We start from the raw sequence: 18281 nt of genomic DNA on the forward strand, positions 1-18281 counted from the left end.
GCTCAGGCGACCGTTCGAACATCGAAATTACGGTAAGAGGTTTCCATCTGGAACTGCGTGAACCGCTCAGGATGATAATCGTAATGCATTTGATGCGGCGAACCTTCCAAAGCCGAACAAACGGCAATTGCGATTGAAGGTGCTTGCGCAAACCCACCGGTATTATGACCGCCAGTCACAATACACTTGTTACCGTTATTGTTCTCTAGCGTTTCAAACAAACCTAGGCTTGTCGCTGTCCAGGGCCGTACACAATACTTAAGGCTATCGCGCAACGTACCGTTCTCGACCATTTTCTGATATAAGCTCGGAAAGTATTTTTCCGCCGTATCGATAACACCATCATACATTTTACCAAGCAACTCAGCGTCAATATTGGATGGATCAAATCCCGTAAAACCATAACCTGACCCAATAATGATTGCCGAGTTTCCTGTTTCATCTTTGGAAATCGTAATGTTGGCGTCTTCAACAATATGGCCTTTTCTCGCCAACTTGAGTGAGTTGTTCAGTTCACCTTCAGGGCAAGGCAAAGTAAGCCACGCCCCTAATACACCCCCGATTTTGCCTTTGCACGCTGTCGTGCTCAGTAACTCCCCTGCGTAGCATCCCGGCGAAACCACGAGGTTATCAACTGTGTAATCCGCAACATCGGACACCAAGTGGGTGACCTGACCTATCCCGTTGTGGCGCATTCCCTTAATCGGCGTATCCCATTGGAACACAGCACCCTTTGTTTCAAGCCGCCCAATCAACCCGTCAATAAATGCGTGAATGCCCACTGTGAAACCATGCACATATACCCCACCGGCGATTTGGCCGGCATCAATGGCATCCTTCAATGCAGGTTGTTCCTTAGCTATTTCTGCATTGGTCGCAATTTTTTTCGTCGCATCAATACCGTTTTGACGCGCAACCGCAGCCTCGTAGTTGCCTTGGTCTGCATAAACGCGCAGGATTTCATTTTTATACAAACTGCCTGCAAATAGATCAGGATCTGCATCAATCCAAGTTTGCCAATACTTCCAACTCTCGGCATTCAGCGAAAAAATGTCTTCATTGAATTGATCGGCCAACCATACCGGAACTGACTGAAACTCATCTATCCAGTTCAATTCCTGTGCATTCAATTCCTTTGATCCAAAAATATTCCATCCCTGTTCAGAAATATCCTTTGAAAACAAGCAATTCATATCGGCATGAACCGTGCGACAATTGTAATTGTCCATCTCGGATAAGGTGAACATACGGGCGTTACCACCGCCACTGCTGCATCCTAACTCTTCCCAGCTGGGTTGTGATCTAGGGTCGGGGCTCGCATCAATGAGTTTGACTGAAAACCCTTTGTTCATGAGAGCATACGCAGTGATCAAATTGACCAATCCGCTTCCGATCAAAGTGACAGATTTACTTTTGCTCGGACTGTACGTTTCGTGAGGAATTAAATCTTGTTTGACTGAACGCTCCAGCACGCGCAAGCCAGACACAAAACAAGAAACTCCTTCTTCTTCTGCGGTTCCGATCAGCTTCACCCCCGCCTTCATGGCCATTGCGACGTGGGCGTTACTGGGTTGGCGCTTGTTGACCAGAACAATCGTCAAAGGCCAGTCACGTGCCTTGCACTCGTTAAAGAAAGCCTCATTGAAAAACCATTCGGTTGCAATAATAGCTTCAATAGCGTTACCAAACACGGCCTGAGATAGTTCACGGGCACCTTTTCGTGCGATATCAGGCCGATAAAGAATGTTTCCGTCCAAAACGATTGCTGCGGTGTGATCGTTAAGCGTTTCAAAAATTGCAATGCGCATACAAGTGTCCTTTGGTTGGCGGTAAATTAAGACATAAACATGGGCGAAAAATTTGGGCGTGACCCTTACGCGATCACAACGTAGATCGCTGTTCCAACAAGCAGAGCAGCCATGGAATAGTTAAAGATCATGAGACCGCGCGCATTGGACAGAAATTTTCCAATCCCAACGCCAAACGTTGCCCAAGTTGAGGACGACACAATATTAACAGCCAAACAAACAGTGAAAATCGCAATGCCCGCACCTAATGGGGATGTACCCGCGGGCAGGAAAATCGTTGCCGTTGTCGTGGCTTTCACCCAAGCTTTGGGGTTGATAAATTGAAACAATGCCGCTTCCCACATGGTCAATGGGCGCTTAGGCGCAGAGGCTTCTTTAAATTTTGCCCCAATCAACTTCAGTGCAAGATAGATCAAATATGCGGCGCCGACCCATTTCAACACTTCTTGTATCATTGGATAGAGCGTGAAAATCACGCCCAATCCCAAGCACAATAAAAACGTTTGGACGGCACAACCAAAACCAATGCCTGCAATGTGTGGTATGGTGCGGTTGAAACCAAAGTTTGCGCCCGACACCGTCAACATAACGTTGTTTGGTCCCGGTGTTATCGACATCGTCCAATAGTAAACAGAAAGTGCAACAAGTGAGATTCCAAATAGTATCACGGTAATATCCTACCAAATTAGAGAGAAACGCGCTTAGGATAGACCCGCGCAAAATGTTTGAATTCGATCACAAGCATCCTGAAGAGCTTGCGTCGATGTCGCATAAGAAATTCGGAAATTTCCTGACTGCCCAAAGGCGCTTCCATGCACGGCAGCGACATGCTGTTCCTCGAGCAAAGCCTGAACAAAGGTATCATCGTCGGTGATAAGACGCCCGGCTGCTGTCGTTCGTCCAATTGCATCCTGACATGATGGAAACACATAGAATGCCCCCTCAGGCAGTGGGCAATTCAAATGGGGCATCTGATTAAGCCTTGAGACAACAAGCTTCCGGCGTTCATCAAAACTTTCTCTGAAAGTCTCAAGGTGGTCCTGAGGCCCGTCCAAGGCTGCAACGGCGGCCCATTGCGCGATAGAACAAGTACCCGACGTTTGTTGCCCCTGAAGAAGGATCATTGCATCGATCAGAGATTTAGGCCCACCCGCGTAGCCAATTCTCCAACCAGTCATTGCATAGGCCTTTGAAACACCGTTCATCGTGAGCGTTCGATCATAAAGCTTTGGTTCAACTTGGGCCGGAGTGACAAAGTCAAAATCGTCATAGACGAGATGCTCATACATATCGTCGGTCAGTATCATCACGTGGGGAAAATCAAGCAACACGTCTGTCAGAGCTTTCATTTCCTGACGAGAATATGCAGCGCCTGAAGGATTTGACGGCGAATTCAGGAAAACCCAACGCGTTTTTGGCGTGATTGCGACCCTAAGGTCATCGGCTTGCACTTTAAAGTCATGTGCCATCACAGTTGGCAACGTCACTGCGATACCTCCACACAGACCGACCATTTCCGGGTAAGACACCCAATATGGGCTCGGAATGATCACTTCATCTTCGGGATTCAACGTTGCACGCAACGCGTGATAGATAACGTGCTTTGCCCCAGTTGCCACGATGGTCTGATTGGGCGCATAAGTTAGACCGTTTTCGCGCTCAAACTTCCGGCAAATTGCCTCACGCAACTCAGGGATGCCTGCGACGGTCGTGTATTTTGTTTCCCCGCGCTTAATGGCAGAAATTCCGGCGTCCTTAATGTGATCGGGTGTATCGAAATCCGGTTCACCCGTTGACAGAGAAATCACATCGATGCCTTTGGCCCGCAACTCACGTGCCTTTTGAGTGATGGCAATCGTCTCGGATGGGCGCAGGGCCACAACTGCGTTAGATAACTGCATAAATTTACCTTTTGGATATAAGAAGAGCGTCAGTCGGCCAATTCAGGACAAAGCGGTATACGCTTCAATTGCGCGACATATTCAGCTGGCAAGATATCCTGTCCTTCCAAAAGATACGCCATGTAACCGCTGCGCGGCTGCAACTCAGCCCCAAGGTTATTATACGCAATATATGTGACCGCATCGACGTATGCTTCGCTTGAGACATCCCATACAGATACGTTCAATCGTTCATATTGACCCGTTGCGACGTTTTCGTATTTGTCGATAATCTTGAGACCTGCGGGAGACATTTTATTGAGGGTGCCGTAAATTGTGGAGCCTGCACATTTTTGAATATTTCCCGCACCGGCCCCAATGAAATACGCAGAAGGTTTGTTAAACACCAACTCAAACCCATCTAAACGCCCTAAGGTACGCGACAGCACCGTCTCGCCCTCAGGTTTTAAACGTTCAGTTTCGAGCCGTGAAAGGCTCAAGTTTGATCCATAAGCGAAGTAATAAACCATGGTATTGGTTCCTTGAATCGTCGATGTTTCGACGTTGATTGATCTGAGCAGCAGAAGGTTCCAAAGTGAACACGAGACGCAACGCAAAACCAGCTCTCGAAAGCGAACCTCGTGCACGCAATCCTTTGCGCCTGCTGGTCGTTAAAGTTATGCGAAGTTCGGTTCTATCTGCGGGACATCACACGTTCTGCATGACGCCCCGTTTGTTTGGCTGACACAATACACTTGATGTGACTGACATAATACGCGTCTGTCCAGAAGTCGCACTAATACAAAGTTGCACTCATTAATTAGGGCCTCCCAACCAGCCAAAAATGATAGTTAACGCTTGCCGAATACCGTTTAGGTGGTAATTAACAGATCTTATATCGATTTATTTTCGGAGTATCCGTGAGAAAAACGCACAATTCCCGGCGCGCAAACTTCCCTTTAAATGCCTTGCGTTCATTTGAATCTGCGGCGCGGCTGGGTCGGCAGAACACAGCGGCAGACGAATTGCTGGTGACCCACGGTGCGATAAGTCGCCAAATCCGAAATCTAGAGGAATATCTTGGGGTAGAATTGTTCACGGGTGCCAACAGGACACCCGAACTAACACCAATTGGCAAACGCTTGCTGAGAGAGTTGACACCTGCCTTCGACCAAATTGACGACGCTGTGCGCCAAGTTCTTAAGGAAAAAGAAGATACGTTGGATGTCTGTTGTTACAGCACCTTTGCAATGCTGTGGTTGATTCCAAGACTGAACAAGTTTCAAAAAAAACACCCCGATATCGAAGTACATCTCACAACTATCTCCGACGACTCCTCGCCAGAATGGGATTCATTCGAACTCGCTATCCGTCTCGCAAACGCTGAAACCGAGCTCACAACCAATGAAACTGTGTTGATGAAAGAAAAGTTAGGATTTGTTGTTGCTCCTAGCTTCATTGATTCCGGCTTAGAGGTTGGGCACGAATTTTTAGCGCGCATTCCTAGGATTGAGGCCAATACCAGAAGCGATGCATGGACGGACTGGCTGCGCATTATGGATATCTCGCCCACGGTTATGGAAAATGTTAGAACCTCGCGATTTGCACATTATTCTCTTGCCATCGAAGCTGTTACAAACGGTCTTGGGGGGTGCGTCACACCGCACCATCTCATCTCAGACAGATTAAGCGAAGGGAAGTTAATCGCTCCCTTTGGTTTTGTGGACAGTGGACGCACGTACATCATCAAATCCAGTGAAGCACAAAACCGAAGAACTACATTATTTCGCAATTGGCTGCAGAATGAACTGCAGTCATGATCGTTTATTGCGCCTCTCATGTGCTTACGTTCTCAAAATGCTACTCTAAGTGCCGTCATCTAGCAGCAAATCACTTTGCGTTGGTTGCAAAATGCGGTAACTTGAAGAAACATCAGCCAGCACGAAGCGGTGAAGCCAAAATATGCAGCCCCCCAAAGAAATGAATCACGAAGATGTCTTGCGCGTCAAAATCGGCGTATTGATGCAGGAACATCGCGATCTTGATGATGCAATTGCCGCCCTTCAGGAGAAGGGTACCGCAGATCCGCTGACGTTAAAGCGTTTAAAAAAGCAAAAACTGGCATTAAAAGACCAAATTCAGAAAATCCAGAACGAACTCACCCCTGATATCATTGCGTAAGCGGGGCGAATCCGTATAGTGCCGCTTCCTTTTCCTGCGGAGGACGCAATGGCAGACATCAAAGTTGGAATCATTATGGGCAGCCAGTCAGACTGGCCCACCATGAAAGAAGCAGCCGATATACTGGATGAATTGGGCATCACCTATGAAACCAAGATCGTCTCAGCCCATCGTACCCCTGACCGCCTGTGGTCCTATGGTAAGTCAGCCGCTGAACGTGGCCTGCATGTGATTATTGCAGGCGCTGGTGGGGCGGCGCATTTGCCCGGTATGATGGCCTCAAAAACCCGTATTCCGGTGGTTGGCGTTCCAGTACAAACCCGCGCATTGTCCGGTGTCGACAGCCTCTATTCCATCGTTCAGATGCCCAAAGGGTTTCCCGTCGCGACGATGGCAATCGGATCTGCTGGTGCTGCAAACGCTGGCCTGATGGCCGCTGGTATCTTAGCCATTGCAGACGTTGATCTTGCCCAACGACTTGATGCTTGGCGCGACGCTTTGTCGGCCTCTATCCCGGATGAACCCCATGACTGATACTCTTTCAACTGGCGCAACTATTGGTATTTTAGGCGGCGGCCAGTTGGGCCGCATGTTGTCTGTGTCCGCGTCCCGGTTAGGGTTCAAAACCCATATTTTTGAACCCGGTGCAAACCCGCCCGCCGGACACGTCGCCGATCAGGTCACAACTGCATCCTATGAGGACGAAGCCGCCCTGCGCGCGTTTGCCGAAACCGTCGATGTCATCACCTATGAATTTGAAAACATTCCAACGTCTGCGTTGGATGTGCTGGAATCGTTGCGCCCCATTCGCCCCAACCGCCGCACTTTGGCCGTGAGCCAAGACCGTCTGGTTGAAAAGGCCTTTTTGAATGAACTGGGCCTCAAAACTGCGCCTTACGCAGCAATCGACGATGACGTTGATATGGCTGAGGCACTGGAAGAAATCGGCGCCCCGGCTATTCTAAAAACGCGTCGCTTTGGCTATGATGGCAAAGGCCAAGCACGGATCAAATCCCCAGACGATGCCGCCGACGCCTTGACGTCTATGGCGGGCGCTCCGTCAATTTTCGAAGGTTTTGTAGATTTCAGCCACGAAGTGTCTGTCATCGGTGCCCGTGGGTTAAACGGCGAAGTGTCCTGTTTTGATCCCGGTGAAAATGTCCACAAAGATGGGATTTTGGACACCACAACTGTGCCGGCAAATCTAACAGCTATGCAACGGACAGATGCGGTATTGTTGACTGGTAAAATCCTAAATGCACTCAACTATGTTGGTGTGATGGGGGTTGAACTGTTCGTAACGCTAGAAGGCCTAATCGTGAATGAAATCGCGCCGCGCGTTCACAATTCTGGTCACTGGACCCAAAATGGCTGTGTCATTGATCAGTTTGAACAACATATTCGCGCAATTGCGGGTTGGCCATTAGGCGACGGCAGCCGTCATTCCAATGTCGAAATGCTAAACCTTATTGGCGACGACGTGGATCGTATCCCTGAGCTCGCCAAAGATGGCAAAGCTGCGATTCACCTTTATGGCAAAACAGATGCAAAGCCTGGCCGTAAAATGGGCCATGTGAACAAAATCACAAGCTAAGGCTCTTCGTCGACATTGGCGATCATCACCAATGCATCCGGGTAACTGATCTCGGGTGCAAAAAAACCTTCCTCCAAAAACGTGAGCGTCTGAGCAATCACCAAGGGATTGTTCATCATGAAGGTGTGGGTCACAGGTAAAACGATATGATCCTGCATTCCGACAATACGGGTTGCGTCCACAGCAACCTTGCCATCATCAGGACCGCCTATCACTGCTGAAAAAATCGGGTTCAATGACCTGTTTCCAGCAATCACCCCAAGCTCAAACCCGGCCCCACCCAAACGATTAGGCAAACTATCTGGCCCGGTGCCAAGCTCAAGCCCTGCGGGCCCGTTGATCCATTGAAACGGTTCTAAATCGCCAAAAAAATCGACCAATTCTGACCCATGATTGGGCGGGGCCAACATAACCACACGCCCCATATTGTCAGGTTCATTTTCCGATAGCCACGCCCGAACTAAAATACCCCCCATAGAATGGGTAACGAAATTGACGTTTTGCGTACCACATTCTGCCACAGCAGACGGGAGCGTTTGCTCAACCAGCTCAGCTATGGGGGCTTTAGTCGATGCATAATCGGCATTGATGGTGGTATATCCCGCACTTTCCAAAACCTCTTCGATTAGGAAAAGGCTGGTCGTGCCGCGGGCCAAACCGTGAAGCAATACAACACAGTCCGCCATCGCGGATGAGGTAAAAGTTGGGATCGCAACCAATGTACAAAGGGCTATTTTCAGTTTCATAAGGTTTACATAGGGACAAAACCCAAAGTGTTCGACCAATTGCTTGCGTGACGTAGCGTTTGCGCGCAAACTTCCGCCCATGAAAGCCCTACCTTGCCCACGCCTTGCGGCCCGTGCCCTCATCCTAAAAGACAACCGTTTGCTGTTGGTGAATGCATGGCGCGATAAATCTGCCGACTTGTGGTGCGCGCCCGGTGGCGGAGTAGAGCGCGGGGCGTCATTGCCCGAGAACCTTATCCGCGAAGTTCACGAAGAATGCGGCCTAACAGTTACTGTCGGTACCCCTGCATTAATCAATGAGTTTCACGACCCAATGGGAAGCTTTCATCAGGTTGATATCTATTTTCATTGCACGATCATATCCGGTAATCTTTGCGACAGTTGGAAAGACCCCGCAGGTGTCGTCAGCAAACGTCGTTTTTTTTCACGTTCAGAAATAGAAAATATTCGTGTCAAACCCGACAGTCTTGCTACGGCAGCTTGGGGGGAAAGCGATGCGCTGCTTTACGATCCGCTCGAACCAATCCAGCGCAGTTAGCGCTTCAGCGATAAGGCTACCCCACCCAGGACCAGAATGCTCGCGATAACCAATTCCAGACTGACGGCTTCGCCCAACAGCGCAGCACCGCCCACTGTGGCAATGATCGGCACGGTTAATTGCGAAACCGCCGCGACAGAGGCCTCCAGCCGTGGCAAAACGCTGTACCACAGCGCATATCCCAGCCCTGATGTCACCACCCCTGAAACGACTGCAAACACCACGCCAGAGATCGTTACAGGCAGTTGGTCTGGATACAGCACATAAATTAGCGCGCCAAAGGGCAACGCCCATACAAAATTGCCAGCGGTCGCAGCCAACGGATCTTTGACCCCGCGCCCGTACAGCGAATAGATCCCCCACCCAATCGCAGCTGCTCCCATCAAAATTGCACCAACCATGGAAAGGCTTTGCCCCTCTGACGGCCACAATAAATATGCCAATCCCGCAAATGCGACCAAAGCACCGGCCCAGCGCGCAGGCGGAACATGTTCCCCTTTAATCAGCGCGCCAGCAAACATCGTCATTTGCACACCACCAAACAACACCAATGCACCCGGTCCGGCTGGCAGGCTTACATATGCAAAGGAAAATCCAAGCACATATAGCGCCAGCGAAATCGCTCCGGTTGCAGAACGCGAAGGAAGCGCAACGGCCCTATTGCGCAAGGATACCATCAGCCATAACGCCAATGCACCGGACAGAAGGCGAATAACAGCAAACCCAGAAGGACCAATTGCCCCTTCGGCCAAGGCGAAACGGTTCAAAACTGAATTGGCCGCGAAGGCAACCATCGCGAGTACGGTCAAAAGAAAAAGCTTCATTCCCCTTCTCTTCCAAACCTCTACATCAGACGCAAGTAAAAGAAACCTTCGCGCCCAGCCAAAAGGAACACGATTTTGCGATTATATCATCAATTATGGTAAACACACTAAACCCTGTTCGAGGCAGATCATTTATGCAGTGCACTTTTTCACTGAAACCTTTGATACTTTCATTCCCGTTTACAGTCATGGCTTGCACCACAATGCCAAATGGAACACAGCCTGGAGCTTTGGTTGCACTGCCTGAGGGCGCTGAAATACAACAATCGCCTCAAACCACTACTATCATTGATCTCGCGACTTACACGCCTCCCTCACCGGAACCACCTGCACCGCGTAACACTAAAATTCACCAAAGTGCCAATAGCAATGAAGTTAGTGCGCCGATTGCCCCTAACCACTTCGCACAGCGTATTCATCCATTTACGAAAAATGAAATTTTGGGAGAATGGTTTATGCAATACCCAGAAGCGTCGCCCTGCTCAATTCGACTAGAAGAACGGCAATATGCTCGGGCATTTTTTGTCAATGACACGGCCTGTCAATTCCATCCGTTACAACTTTTGTCTTGGCAGATCTCCAGCGCAACCCTTGAACTTGTAGGCTACGGTGCCCAAAACATCGCCAGCCTCCAGCAGGTATCGCCAGAAGAATGGATTGGGCAATCTACTGATGGCCTTCCCATTCGGCTAACGCGGAGCCATCCCTAACACCTCATATATGAGGGATGGCTGTCCATTTACATTACTGCGCCAAAAATGCTGAAACCTTGGCAAGACCTGCGCGTAAGACATCAGGCCCATTCGCATACCCAATACGCACGTAGCCCTCCACCCCAAGCGCAGACCCCGGCGTAAACATCACACCTGTTTCCTTGAGCAAAGCCACACAAAAATCTCGCGATGACATTGGCAGGTCGTACTTCAATAACGCCGTTGTCCCAGACCGCGGTTTAACCCAACTGATCTTTGGTTCTTTCGCGACCCAAGCTTCCAAAATGACCAAATTTCCGCGTGTGATCGCCTGACTACGTGTCAGCACTTGATCTCGGTTTTCCAGCGCCAGCGCAGCAAAATGATCATCAATCATGCCAACCGAAATCGTATCATAATCCCGGTGGATTGTGACAGCTTCTATTATATCCTTGGGGCCAGCAATCCAACCTAAACGCAACCCCGCCAATGAATAAGCCTTTGACATGCCCGCGGTGCTTATTCCTTTTTCATAAAGATCAGCAATGGAAATTGTCATTCCGTCGCCATCCTGGTCGGTGCCCCGATATACTTCATCACACAATATCCAGGCATCAACAGCACGAGCAATTTCAACGATCTGTTCCAACAGCGCTCGATCCATCAGCGCGCCCGTTGGGTTGTTTGGATTGTTCAATGCTATCAGCTTAGTACCCGGTATCGCCAGTTCACGCAGCGCATCCAAATCAGGCAGAAACCCGTCTTCTTCGCGCAACTTCAATTGATGCACGTCCGCGCCAATACTGGCGGGGATAGAGTAATGCTGCTGATACGTTGGGACCACAGCGACAACACGATCCCCCGCCGAGACCAACGTTTTGTGAATGAGCATATTCGCCCCGATCGTACCATGGGTGACAATGATATTGTCCACCGATTGCCCTTCGTACAAACCCGCAATCGCCGTCCGAAGCCGATCGGAGCCCTCAATCGCACCGTAAGTCATTTTCATTGGCAACAAGTCGGACAGGCTATCGTCATTGCGACCGCACAGCTTGAGCAGTTCAGAAATGGTTAAACTTTCGACGCAAGTCTCAGCCAAATTCCATTCGCATTTGGTTTCCCATTCATTCATCCAAATCTCGACGCCAAAAGGTTCAATATGCATCGTTTTTCCTTCCTAAGCGCCATTTGCGCGATATATTGCGTGTGCGATCGCGATGTCTTCCAATCCCAATCCGACAGAGCGAAAGAAAACTGGCTGTTTGGTATTCGGCAATGAACATCTATCGGTCAGCAACTCCCCCAGATCACCGCATAGTAGATCAGACGACCAGCCGCATTCTTTTGCCGCAAGAACCATCTCTCCTGCTGTTGTTGGCGTTGTCGCCCGGTAATCGCAGTACACTTGAGCGGAGTTTAAAAAGCTGGGGGCAATTTCATGAGCTTGAGCAACATTTGTACTGATCGACGTGACCAAAGCATGTGGTGCAATGCAGCTTTCCTCCAGAACGGGCGTACCTGATGACGTACAAAGCATCACCACATCGGCTCCTTTCGCGGCATTCTCAGCAGTATCGGCGAATTCAATATCCGTGCAGAGTGATTTCCATGTGTCACGTAGGGCCCTATTGCCACCAAGGCTTGGCGAATAAAGCTTCACTTTCTGCCAAGGACGCAAGGCCTGTACATGCCGCCAATGTGCTTGGGCCACTGCGCCGGATCCAATGATAGCTATTTGATTGGCCTCTTCGCCCGTCAGCAGATCCACCGCAAGCGCAGTGGTCGCGGCAGTGCGTTCAGTCGTCAAAACCCCAGAGTCACACATCATCAATGGTTGACCGGATTGCATAGACATCAAAACAGTCCAAGCCGTGATAATCGGCACATCCTCCGTAACCAGATACGGCGATAGCTTTGCTCCGAAAACTCCGCTATCCGCCACGGCCCCCAAATAGGTAATAAAGTCGCCCTTATCTTCTGGGAACAACGTCAGGCTTTGCGGTGGCTGCACGGCCAGACCATGACCCAGCGCTGCAAACATCGACCGCAGCTCGCCCAGTACATCCACATTGGGCAGTAAGCTTTCTACGGCAATCGCGTCCAAGATAATCGGCGGAGTTGGTTTCATCTGAGTTTTCCTTTTTTGAAAACCTTACCGCTTTTGATGCAACCAAACGATCCTCCTAAGGGAGGAGACCGTTCCTTGACCAATGCCTTTTCAAATGTCAGGAGAACCATGTGACTTATGCTGCTGAAAATATCACCACTCTAAATCAACACCTGATTTCGGTGATCGACGGAACAGAGGATGCAAACGCCTTCTTTTGCGCCGCGGCACAGGTAATCCCATTTACCGCTGCATTTTGCGTAGTGAACCGCGTGGGGCAGCCCCCTTTATACCTTGGGGATACATACCCTGAAGGGGCCGCCAAACAGGCCGTGCAACTATACGTTTCAAGCACCTATTTGCTAAATCCGGTCTACAATGCCTTTCTTGCGGGGCTTAAGCCCGGTGTGCACTGCATGTCTGATCTTGCACCTGACAATTGGAACACCCCAGCCCCCGAAGCATTACGCGACACGGACGAAGAAATCGGCTACCGCACACCCGGCTGGCCAACCGGGCTGCAGGAACTGTCACTGACCGTTGATCTTCCGGGTGGGGCTATGGGCGAAGTCAGCTTTGCCAGGCCAACGATGGACGGCGGCTTTGACACTGCGCTGGCCGACCGATTGCGCCCCTTTCACACGTTGTTTGACGCGGCATTCAAACGCCTCTGGGGTCAGAACCAGTTTGAGGTATCAAAGCCCCATCGCAGCCTAGAAAACTTTGGGTGTGATCTATTGACCCCGCGTGAGGCCGAAGTTGTGCATTTGATCCTCAAGGGGCATTCTAGCCTGTCCATCAGCCTTACTTTGAATATTGCAGTCACAACAGTCAAAACCCACCGCAAAAACGCCTATGCAAAATTGGGGATTAGCACACAGCAACAATTATTTAACGCGTTTTTGATTTGGCAGAAGTCATCTGTTGAGTAGCGAGAACTTCGCACAAATTGCACCCCTCACTTAACCAGACACCAAAAAAACGCCATGTCTGCTAAGCGGGACTTTGCTGCCGTTCTATATTTTGGCGTAGCCGCTTGGACCTAGTCGCCTGACAGACGGATACCTGAGCCGCAGATAAATTAAAATGCCGTTCAGTTCGCGCTCAATGTCAATGCCGGTTGGGCACTGTAAAACACTGACTTCTGAGACATCTTCCAGATAGCTTCGCGCAGTTATCTGTGTGCCCGCATACTCAAAAGTGTACAGCAAGTAGTTGTAAAAGTAGGAGCATTCTCCTGTCTTGGGATCGAGATCGGTATCGATGAGATGTTCAATCTTGCTAGGAGGCTGTTCGTCAAAACTTTTCACAGTAAGTGCTCTTTTTTCTCGGTGCCGACCGCGATGTGCGCGATGCGATTGAAATCAACAGATGCTATCTCACCGCGTAAGCATCAATGGAGTATCTTGATAGGTGTGGGCTCATAGCAGACAGCGCCTTACATAAGAAAGGCCCCGCAAATGCGAGGCCTTTCTTTTATTGCAAAAGCAGGGCTTGGGTAAATTGGCCCGAAGGCCAATCGCCTGATGCCTCACATTTCCCGAGGGAAACGTGATTACATCATGCCGCCCATTCCGCCCATGCCGCCCATGTCAGGCATGCCGCCACCAGCAGCTGCACCAGCAGGCGCAGGTTTGTCAGCAACCATGGCTTCTGTTGTGATCAAAAGACCAGCGATAGAAGCAGCATCTTCGAGAGCTGTACGTGTTACTTTGGCAGGGTCGATCACACCAAAGCCGAACATGTCGCCATATTCTTCGGTCTGAGCGTTAAAGCCGAAGGTTACGTCGTCGCTTTCGCGGACTTTGCCAGCAACAACTGCACCGTCAACACCAGCGTTTTCAGCGATCTGGCGCAAAGGAGCCTCAAGCGCACGACGTACGATTGCGATACCTGCGTTTTGATCAGCGTTTGCGCCTTCGAGTGTTGCCAAGCCTTTACCAGCCTGAACAAGAGCAACACCACCACCAACGATAACACCTTCTTGAACCGCAGCGCGGGTCGCGTTCAGTGCATCATCAACGCGGTCTTTGCGCTCTTTAACTTCTACTTCGGTCATGCCGCCAACGCGGATAACAGCAACACCGCCAGCCAATTTGGCAACGCGTTCTTGCAGTTTTTCACGATCGTAATCAGAAGAAGTTTCTTCGATTTGGGTGCGGATCTGAGCAACACGTGCTGCGATCTCTGCTTTTTCACCAGCGCCGTCCACAACAGTGGTTTCGTCTTTGGTGATTGTGACTTTCTTAGCAGTACCCAGCATGTCCATTGTGACGGACTCAAGCTTCATGCCCAGATCTTCTGAGATAACTTGACCACCAGTCAGAACAGCAATGTCTTGCAACATGGCTTTGCGGCGATCGCCGAAACCAGGTGCTTTAACAGCTGCGATTTTCAGACCGCCGCGCAATTTGTTCACAACCAAAGTTGCAAGCGCTTCGCCTTCAACGTCTTCAGCAATGATCAACAGTGGCTTTTGCGACTGAATAACTTGCTCAAGCAGTGGAACCATAGACTGCAAAGAAGACAGTTTTTTCTCGTGCAGAAGGATCATGCAGTCTTCGAGGTCTGCAATCATCTTGTCTGGGTTGGTCACGAAGTAAGGAGACAGGTAACCGCGGTCAAACTGCATGCCTTCAACAACGGTGGTTTCTGTTTCCAGACCTTTGTTTTCTTCGACGGTGATAACACCTTCGTTGCCAACTTTCTGCATTGCGTCAGCGATTTGCTGGCCGATAGCCGCTTCGCCGTTTGCAGAAATTGTACCAACCTGAGCAACTTCGTCAGAATCTTTAACTTCGCGTGCAGCGTCTTTCAACGCAGTTACAACGTTAGAAGTCGCAAGGTCGATGCCGCGCTTCAGATCCATTGGGTTTAGGCCAGCGGCAACTTGCTTCAGACCTTCGCGAACGATGGCTTGTGCAAGAACAGTTGCTGTTGTGGTGCCGTCGCCAGCTTCGTCATTGGTGCGAGAAGCAACTTCTTTCACCATCTGTGCGCCCATGTTTTCGAACTTGTCTTCAAGCTCGATCTCTTTAGCGACAGATACACCGTCTTTCGTGATGCGCGGTGCGCCGAAAGATTTGTCGATGACAACGTTGCGGCCTTTTGGGCCCAAAGTTACTTTAACCGCGTCAGCCAGTACATTTACACCGGCAAGCATACGGTTGCGGGCATCGGTATCAAATTTGACGTCTTTTGCCATTTTGAATGCTCCTAAAAATTTGTTTCAGTTAAGAAGGGGACGTAAGGGGGATCAGACGATCACGCCCATGATGTCGCTTTCCTTCATCATCAACAGCTCTTCGCCATCAACGGTAACTTCTGTGCCGGACCATTTGCCAAACAACACGTTGTCGCCATTGCTAACAGCCATAGCGATCAGTTCGCCAGAATCTTTGCGTGCGCCTTCACCAGTCGCAACAACAACACCCTCAGCAGGCTTTTCTTTTGCGCTTTCTGGGATGATCAAGCCACCAGCGGTTTTTTCGTCGCTTTCGGTGCGGCGGACCAGTACACGGTCGTGGAGTGGTTTCAATGCCATCTCTAAACGTTCCTTGAATCAGGTTTCTATTTATTGTCACTCACCCATGATGAGTGCTAACGGCAAAGACTTAGGCAGCGAATTTGACCGAGTCAACTGTTACCCTCAATAAAATCCTGCAAAACTGAGTTAACCCATGCGCAGGCTCCCCCAACCGCGTCATCGCGCCCCTATAGGAGTGGGTGACAACCCAACGCGGGCAGCCTATAAGGCGCACAAAATATCAAATTATGGATCTGTACGATGACCATCAAAGTTTTTGGCCACAAAGCCCCCGATACCGACACAACCGGTTCTGCCCTCATTTGGGCATGGTACCTGTCAGAAATCAAAGGCACCCCTGCCCAAGCAAAGTTATTGGGTGAACCCAACACCGAAGCTGCGTTTGTTTTGGAAAAGTGGAGCTTTGATAAGCCAGAAATCATCGCAGATGTTGCAGATGATGAACAGGTTGTCATCGTTGACACCAACAACCCGGCTGAACTGCCTGCCAACATCAACAATGCTGATATTCTAGCGATCATCGACCACCACAAGCTGGTTGGCGGCCTGGAAACCAAAGGTCCGATTGATATCACCATCCGCCCCCTCGCCTGTGCAGCAACCATCATGCACGACCTGATGGGTGACGATGCCGCAAAAATGCCCGACAATATCAAAGGCGCGATGCTGTCTTGCATTTTGTCTGACACACTTGAATTCCGGTCCCCCACCACAACGGATCACGACAAAGCGCTGGCGGTAAAACTGGCGTCAGAACTGAACCTTGATCTCAGCACCTATGCCTCTGAGATGTTCGAAGCCAAATCAGACGTTTCAGAATTTTCCGACGCAGAATTGCTGCGCATGGATTCAAAAGAATACGCAGTGGGCGACACAAAATTCCGGGTTTCTGTTTTGGAAACCACAGCGCCAAAAATCGTTCTGGACCGCAAAGCGTCCCTGATGAACAGCATGACCGACGTCGCAACCGAAGACGGTGTTGATCAGGTGTTATTGTTCGTTGTCGACATCCTCAACGAAGAAGCCACAATGTTGATCCCAAATGACCTGACCAAAGCTGTGGCCGAGAAATCATTCAGCGCCACCGTGGAAGGCGACACTGTGGTTCTGCCCGGCGTTATGAGCCGCAAAAAACAAATCATTCCAAACCTCGTTGTTTGAAACTAATACAAAATGAGGCGCCCCAACGGGCGCCTTTTTCATATCCGCACCAGATCAACTTAGCGGAGGCGCAAAGCGCCGCTTTATGCCTCAGCCCCCTAAAGGGGCTTCGGGTTGTCGCGTTTGGCCGCTGTTATGATGCATTTTGCCCGTGAATTTATGCTGCATCTGCGATATGCATAAAAACCATACGTTTCCCATACAGTTTATGCATAGAAACCATATCCTGTTTTTCAGCCACATGAGGCCGCACATATGACCCAAATCATCGAAACACTATCCGAAGTTTCCGACCGATACGACGCGTTGTTTGTTGACCTTTGGGGGTGTGTGCACAATGGTTTGACCCCCTACCCCGCCGCAGTAAAAGCCCTGCAAGAATATCGCGCCAAAGGTGGAACCGTCATCCTTGTTACCAACTCCCCTCGGCCCTGGAACAGCGTTCAGACGCAGCTTTCCCAGATTGGTGTTGCAGACGACAGTTGGGATGCGATTGCCACCTCTGGCGATTCTGCGCGATCCGCAATGTACCGTGGGGCCGTTGGCGAGAAAATCTATTTCATCGGAGACGCGGATACCGGAATGGGGTTTTTTCAACCTCTTGATATTTTGGAAAATCCTTTGAATATTCAACAGGTTCCTTTGCAAGATGCCGAAGGGATTGTCTGCTGCGGTCCGTTTGATCCACTTGCGGATATCGACGTGAACCGCCCTGAGTTTTTGTATGCAAAAACCAAAGGGTTGAAGCTTTTGTGTGCCAATCCCGATATTGTGGTGGATCGCGGGGAATCCCGTGAATGGTGTGCTGGGGCTCTGGCTGCGCTTTATACAGAAATGGGTGGAGAGAGCCTCTATTTTGGCAAACCTCATCCGCCCATCTACGATCTCGCACGCCGTCGGCTCGTGGCGTTAGGTAAAGATATACCAGATTCTGCTATTCTGGCGATTGGGGACGGTATCCAAACAGATATCAAAGGGGCTGTTGGTGAAGACATTGATTCCCTCTTTTTGTCAGGGGGATTGGCCGCCCGCGATACGGATACGCGTTACCAACCAGATGAAGAGAAGCTAAGCCTTTATTTGGAAAAGGAAAAAATGCACCCAACCTATACATCGGGTTTCCTTCGTTAACATATTCTTTCGCTTGACTTTCTGCAGTTGCGAAGTAATTATGTTGCGCGAAGCATCCCGCATGGGAAT

Annotated in this window: 20 protein-coding genes; 9 read left to right on the forward strand and 11 right to left on the reverse strand. The window is 50.0% G+C overall.

Annotated features, from left to right (window positions below):
* Nucleotides 1–2: 2 nt before the first annotated feature.
* The 4 genes from G9C99_RS06930 to G9C99_RS06945 all read right to left on the reverse strand — a co-directional run bounded on the left by G9C99_RS06930 (nt 3) and on the right by G9C99_RS06945 (nt 4218).
* On the reverse strand, nt 3–1808 hold the full coding sequence (locus G9C99_RS06930; RefSeq protein WP_166416720.1) for an NAD(P)/FAD-dependent oxidoreductase: 1806 nt from the start codon (nt 1806–1808) through the stop codon (nt 3–5).
* Nucleotides 1809–1873: 65 nt separating this feature from the next.
* A complete protein-coding gene (locus G9C99_RS06935) occupies nt 1874–2476 on the reverse strand; it encodes a LysE family translocator (protein WP_205859832.1) in 603 nt (200 codons plus the stop codon).
* A gap of 33 nt (nt 2477–2509) precedes the next feature.
* Nucleotides 2510–3709: a pyridoxal phosphate-dependent aminotransferase gene (locus G9C99_RS06940; protein WP_166416721.1), complete on the reverse strand. Its 1200-nt coding sequence runs from the start codon at nt 3707–3709 to the stop codon at nt 2510–2512.
* 29 nt (nt 3710–3738) lie between these two features.
* Nucleotides 3739–4218 (reverse strand): gamma-glutamylcyclotransferase, encoded by a 480-nt coding sequence (locus G9C99_RS06945; protein WP_166416722.1) that lies wholly within the window; start codon nt 4216–4218, stop codon nt 3739–3741.
* A 390-nt stretch (nt 4219–4608) separates the two neighbouring features.
* Here G9C99_RS06945 and G9C99_RS06950 point away from each other — a divergent pair, with 390 nt between their 5' ends.
* The 4 genes from G9C99_RS06950 to G9C99_RS06965 all read left to right on the forward strand — a co-directional run bounded on the left by G9C99_RS06950 (nt 4609) and on the right by G9C99_RS06965 (nt 7463).
* The gene (locus G9C99_RS06950; protein ID WP_166416723.1) at nt 4609–5508 is read left to right on the forward strand and encodes a LysR substrate-binding domain-containing protein; all 900 of its coding nucleotides are present in this window, start codon (nt 4609–4611) and stop codon (nt 5506–5508) included.
* Between the two features lie 142 nt (nt 5509–5650).
* Nucleotides 5651–5869 carry a YdcH family protein gene (locus G9C99_RS06955; RefSeq protein ID WP_166416724.1) on the forward strand — a complete coding sequence of 73 codons (219 nt, stop codon included), beginning with the start codon at nt 5651–5653 and terminating at the stop codon, nt 5867–5869.
* 48 nt (nt 5870–5917) lie between these two features.
* A complete protein-coding gene (gene purE, locus G9C99_RS06960) occupies nt 5918–6403 on the forward strand; it encodes a 5-(carboxyamino)imidazole ribonucleotide mutase (RefSeq protein ID WP_166416725.1) in 486 nt (161 codons plus the stop codon).
* A complete protein-coding gene (locus tag G9C99_RS06965; RefSeq protein WP_166416726.1) occupies nt 6396–7463 on the forward strand; it encodes a 5-(carboxyamino)imidazole ribonucleotide synthase in 1068 nt (355 codons plus the stop codon). Before purE ends, G9C99_RS06965 begins: the two co-directional genes overlap by 8 nt.
* On the opposite strand, the gene G9C99_RS06970 is transcribed toward G9C99_RS06965, so the two are convergent.
* Complete coding sequence (locus G9C99_RS06970) at nt 7460–8209, reverse strand: esterase/lipase family protein (RefSeq protein WP_166417114.1); 750 nt, start codon at nt 8207–8209, stop codon at nt 7460–7462. The two genes, G9C99_RS06965 and G9C99_RS06970, sit on opposite strands and share 4 nt — an antisense overlap.
* A 79-nt stretch (nt 8210–8288) precedes the next feature.
* Between G9C99_RS06970 and G9C99_RS06975 the strand changes: the two genes are divergently transcribed.
* A complete protein-coding gene (locus tag G9C99_RS06975) occupies nt 8289–8747 on the forward strand; it encodes an NUDIX domain-containing protein (RefSeq protein WP_166416727.1) in 459 nt (152 codons plus the stop codon).
* Here G9C99_RS06975 and G9C99_RS06980 read toward each other — a convergent pair.
* Nucleotides 8744–9571, reverse strand: a complete 828-nt coding sequence (locus G9C99_RS06980; protein WP_166416728.1) for a DMT family transporter — start codon at nt 9569–9571, stop codon at nt 8744–8746. The genes G9C99_RS06975 and G9C99_RS06980 overlap by 4 nt on opposite strands.
* Nucleotides 9572–9759: 188 nt before the next feature.
* On the opposite strand from G9C99_RS06980, the gene G9C99_RS06985 reads away from it, so the two are divergent.
* Nucleotides 9760–10281 carry an AprI/Inh family metalloprotease inhibitor gene (locus tag G9C99_RS06985; protein WP_166416729.1) on the forward strand — a complete coding sequence of 174 codons (522 nt, stop codon included), beginning with the start codon at nt 9760–9762 and terminating at the stop codon, nt 10279–10281.
* Between the two features lie 34 nt (nt 10282–10315).
* Here the strand turns inward: G9C99_RS06985 and G9C99_RS06990 are convergent, their stop codons facing one another.
* Both G9C99_RS06990 and G9C99_RS06995 read right to left on the reverse strand, forming a co-directional pair.
* On the reverse strand, nt 10316–11431 hold the full coding sequence (locus G9C99_RS06990) for an aminotransferase (protein ID WP_166416730.1): 1116 nt from the start codon (nt 11429–11431) through the stop codon (nt 10316–10318).
* Nucleotides 11432–11443: 12 nt separating this feature from the next.
* The gene (locus tag G9C99_RS06995) at nt 11444–12394 is read right to left on the reverse strand and encodes an ornithine cyclodeaminase family protein (protein WP_166416731.1); all 951 of its coding nucleotides are present in this window, start codon (nt 12392–12394) and stop codon (nt 11444–11446) included.
* 110 nt (nt 12395–12504) lie between these two features.
* Here G9C99_RS06995 and G9C99_RS07000 point away from each other — a divergent pair, with 110 nt between their 5' ends.
* A complete protein-coding gene (locus G9C99_RS07000; protein ID WP_166416732.1) occupies nt 12505–13305 on the forward strand; it encodes a helix-turn-helix transcriptional regulator in 801 nt (266 codons plus the stop codon).
* Between the two features lie 84 nt (nt 13306–13389).
* Here G9C99_RS07000 and G9C99_RS07005 read toward each other — a convergent pair whose 3' ends face one another.
* The 3 genes from G9C99_RS07005 to G9C99_RS07015 all read right to left on the reverse strand — a co-directional run bounded on the left by G9C99_RS07005 (nt 13390) and on the right by G9C99_RS07015 (nt 15917).
* Complete coding sequence (locus tag G9C99_RS07005; RefSeq protein ID WP_166416733.1) at nt 13390–13683, reverse strand: hypothetical protein; 294 nt, start codon at nt 13681–13683, stop codon at nt 13390–13392.
* 245 nt (nt 13684–13928) lie between these two features.
* Nucleotides 13929–15578: a chaperonin GroEL gene (groL, locus tag G9C99_RS07010; RefSeq protein WP_166416734.1), complete on the reverse strand. Its 1650-nt coding sequence runs from the start codon at nt 15576–15578 to the stop codon at nt 13929–13931.
* A 51-nt stretch (nt 15579–15629) separates the two neighbouring features.
* Complete coding sequence (locus tag G9C99_RS07015; RefSeq protein ID WP_166416735.1) at nt 15630–15917, reverse strand: co-chaperone GroES; 288 nt, start codon at nt 15915–15917, stop codon at nt 15630–15632.
* A gap of 243 nt (nt 15918–16160) precedes the next feature.
* Between G9C99_RS07015 and G9C99_RS07020 the strand changes: the two genes are divergently transcribed.
* Both G9C99_RS07020 and G9C99_RS07025 read left to right on the forward strand, forming a co-directional pair.
* Nucleotides 16161–17081 carry a manganese-dependent inorganic pyrophosphatase gene (locus G9C99_RS07020; RefSeq protein ID WP_166416736.1) on the forward strand — a complete coding sequence of 307 codons (921 nt, stop codon included), beginning with the start codon at nt 16161–16163 and terminating at the stop codon, nt 17079–17081.
* Nucleotides 17082–17336: 255 nt separating this feature from the next.
* A complete protein-coding gene (locus G9C99_RS07025; RefSeq protein WP_166416737.1) occupies nt 17337–18212 on the forward strand; it encodes a TIGR01459 family HAD-type hydrolase in 876 nt (291 codons plus the stop codon).
* Nucleotides 18213–18281 lie beyond the last annotated feature (69 nt).

Origin of the sequence: Cochlodiniinecator piscidefendens (assembly GCF_011326755.1) — a bacterium.
Taxonomy (GTDB): Bacteria; Pseudomonadota; Alphaproteobacteria; order Rhodobacterales; family Rhodobacteraceae; genus Cochlodiniinecator; species Cochlodiniinecator piscidefendens.

Excerpts from the sequence above, each read along its gene's own strand:
- G9C99_RS06930 (WP_166416720.1), bottom strand. The coding sequence starts at position 1,808 with ATGCGCATTGCAATTTTTGAAACGCTTAACGATCACACCGCAGCAATC.
- purE (WP_166416725.1), top strand. The coding sequence starts at position 5,918 with ATGGCAGACATCAAAGTTGGAATCATTATGGGCAGCCAGTCAGACTGG.
- G9C99_RS06995 (WP_166416731.1), bottom strand. The coding sequence starts at position 12,394 with ATGAAACCAACTCCGCCGATTATCTTGGACGCGATTGCCGTAGAAAGC.
- G9C99_RS07020 (WP_166416736.1), top strand. The coding sequence starts at position 16,161 with ATGACCATCAAAGTTTTTGGCCACAAAGCCCCCGATACCGACACAACC.
- G9C99_RS06965 (WP_166416726.1), top strand. The coding sequence starts at position 6,396 with ATGACTGATACTCTTTCAACTGGCGCAACTATTGGTATTTTAGGCGGC.
- G9C99_RS06940 (WP_166416721.1), bottom strand. The coding sequence starts at position 3,709 with ATGCAGTTATCTAACGCAGTTGTGGCCCTGCGCCCATCCGAGACGATT.
- groL (WP_166416734.1), bottom strand. The coding sequence starts at position 15,578 with ATGGCAAAAGACGTCAAATTTGATACCGATGCCCGCAACCGTATGCTT.
- G9C99_RS07015 (WP_166416735.1), bottom strand. The coding sequence starts at position 15,917 with ATGGCATTGAAACCACTCCACGACCGTGTACTGGTCCGCCGCACCGAA.
- G9C99_RS07025 (WP_166416737.1), top strand. The coding sequence starts at position 17,337 with ATGACCCAAATCATCGAAACACTATCCGAAGTTTCCGACCGATACGAC.
- G9C99_RS06970 (WP_166417114.1), bottom strand. The coding sequence starts at position 8,209 with ATGAAACTGAAAATAGCCCTTTGTACATTGGTTGCGATCCCAACTTTT.
- G9C99_RS06945 (WP_166416722.1), bottom strand. The coding sequence starts at position 4,218 with ATGGTTTATTACTTCGCTTATGGATCAAACTTGAGCCTTTCACGGCTC.
- G9C99_RS06980 (WP_166416728.1), bottom strand. The coding sequence starts at position 9,571 with ATGAAGCTTTTTCTTTTGACCGTACTCGCGATGGTTGCCTTCGCGGCC.
- G9C99_RS06985 (WP_166416729.1), top strand. The coding sequence starts at position 9,760 with ATGGCTTGCACCACAATGCCAAATGGAACACAGCCTGGAGCTTTGGTT.
- G9C99_RS06955 (WP_166416724.1), top strand. The coding sequence starts at position 5,651 with ATGCAGCCCCCCAAAGAAATGAATCACGAAGATGTCTTGCGCGTCAAA.
- G9C99_RS06990 (WP_166416730.1), bottom strand. The coding sequence starts at position 11,431 with ATGCATATTGAACCTTTTGGCGTCGAGATTTGGATGAATGAATGGGAA.
- G9C99_RS06975 (WP_166416727.1), top strand. The coding sequence starts at position 8,289 with ATGAAAGCCCTACCTTGCCCACGCCTTGCGGCCCGTGCCCTCATCCTA.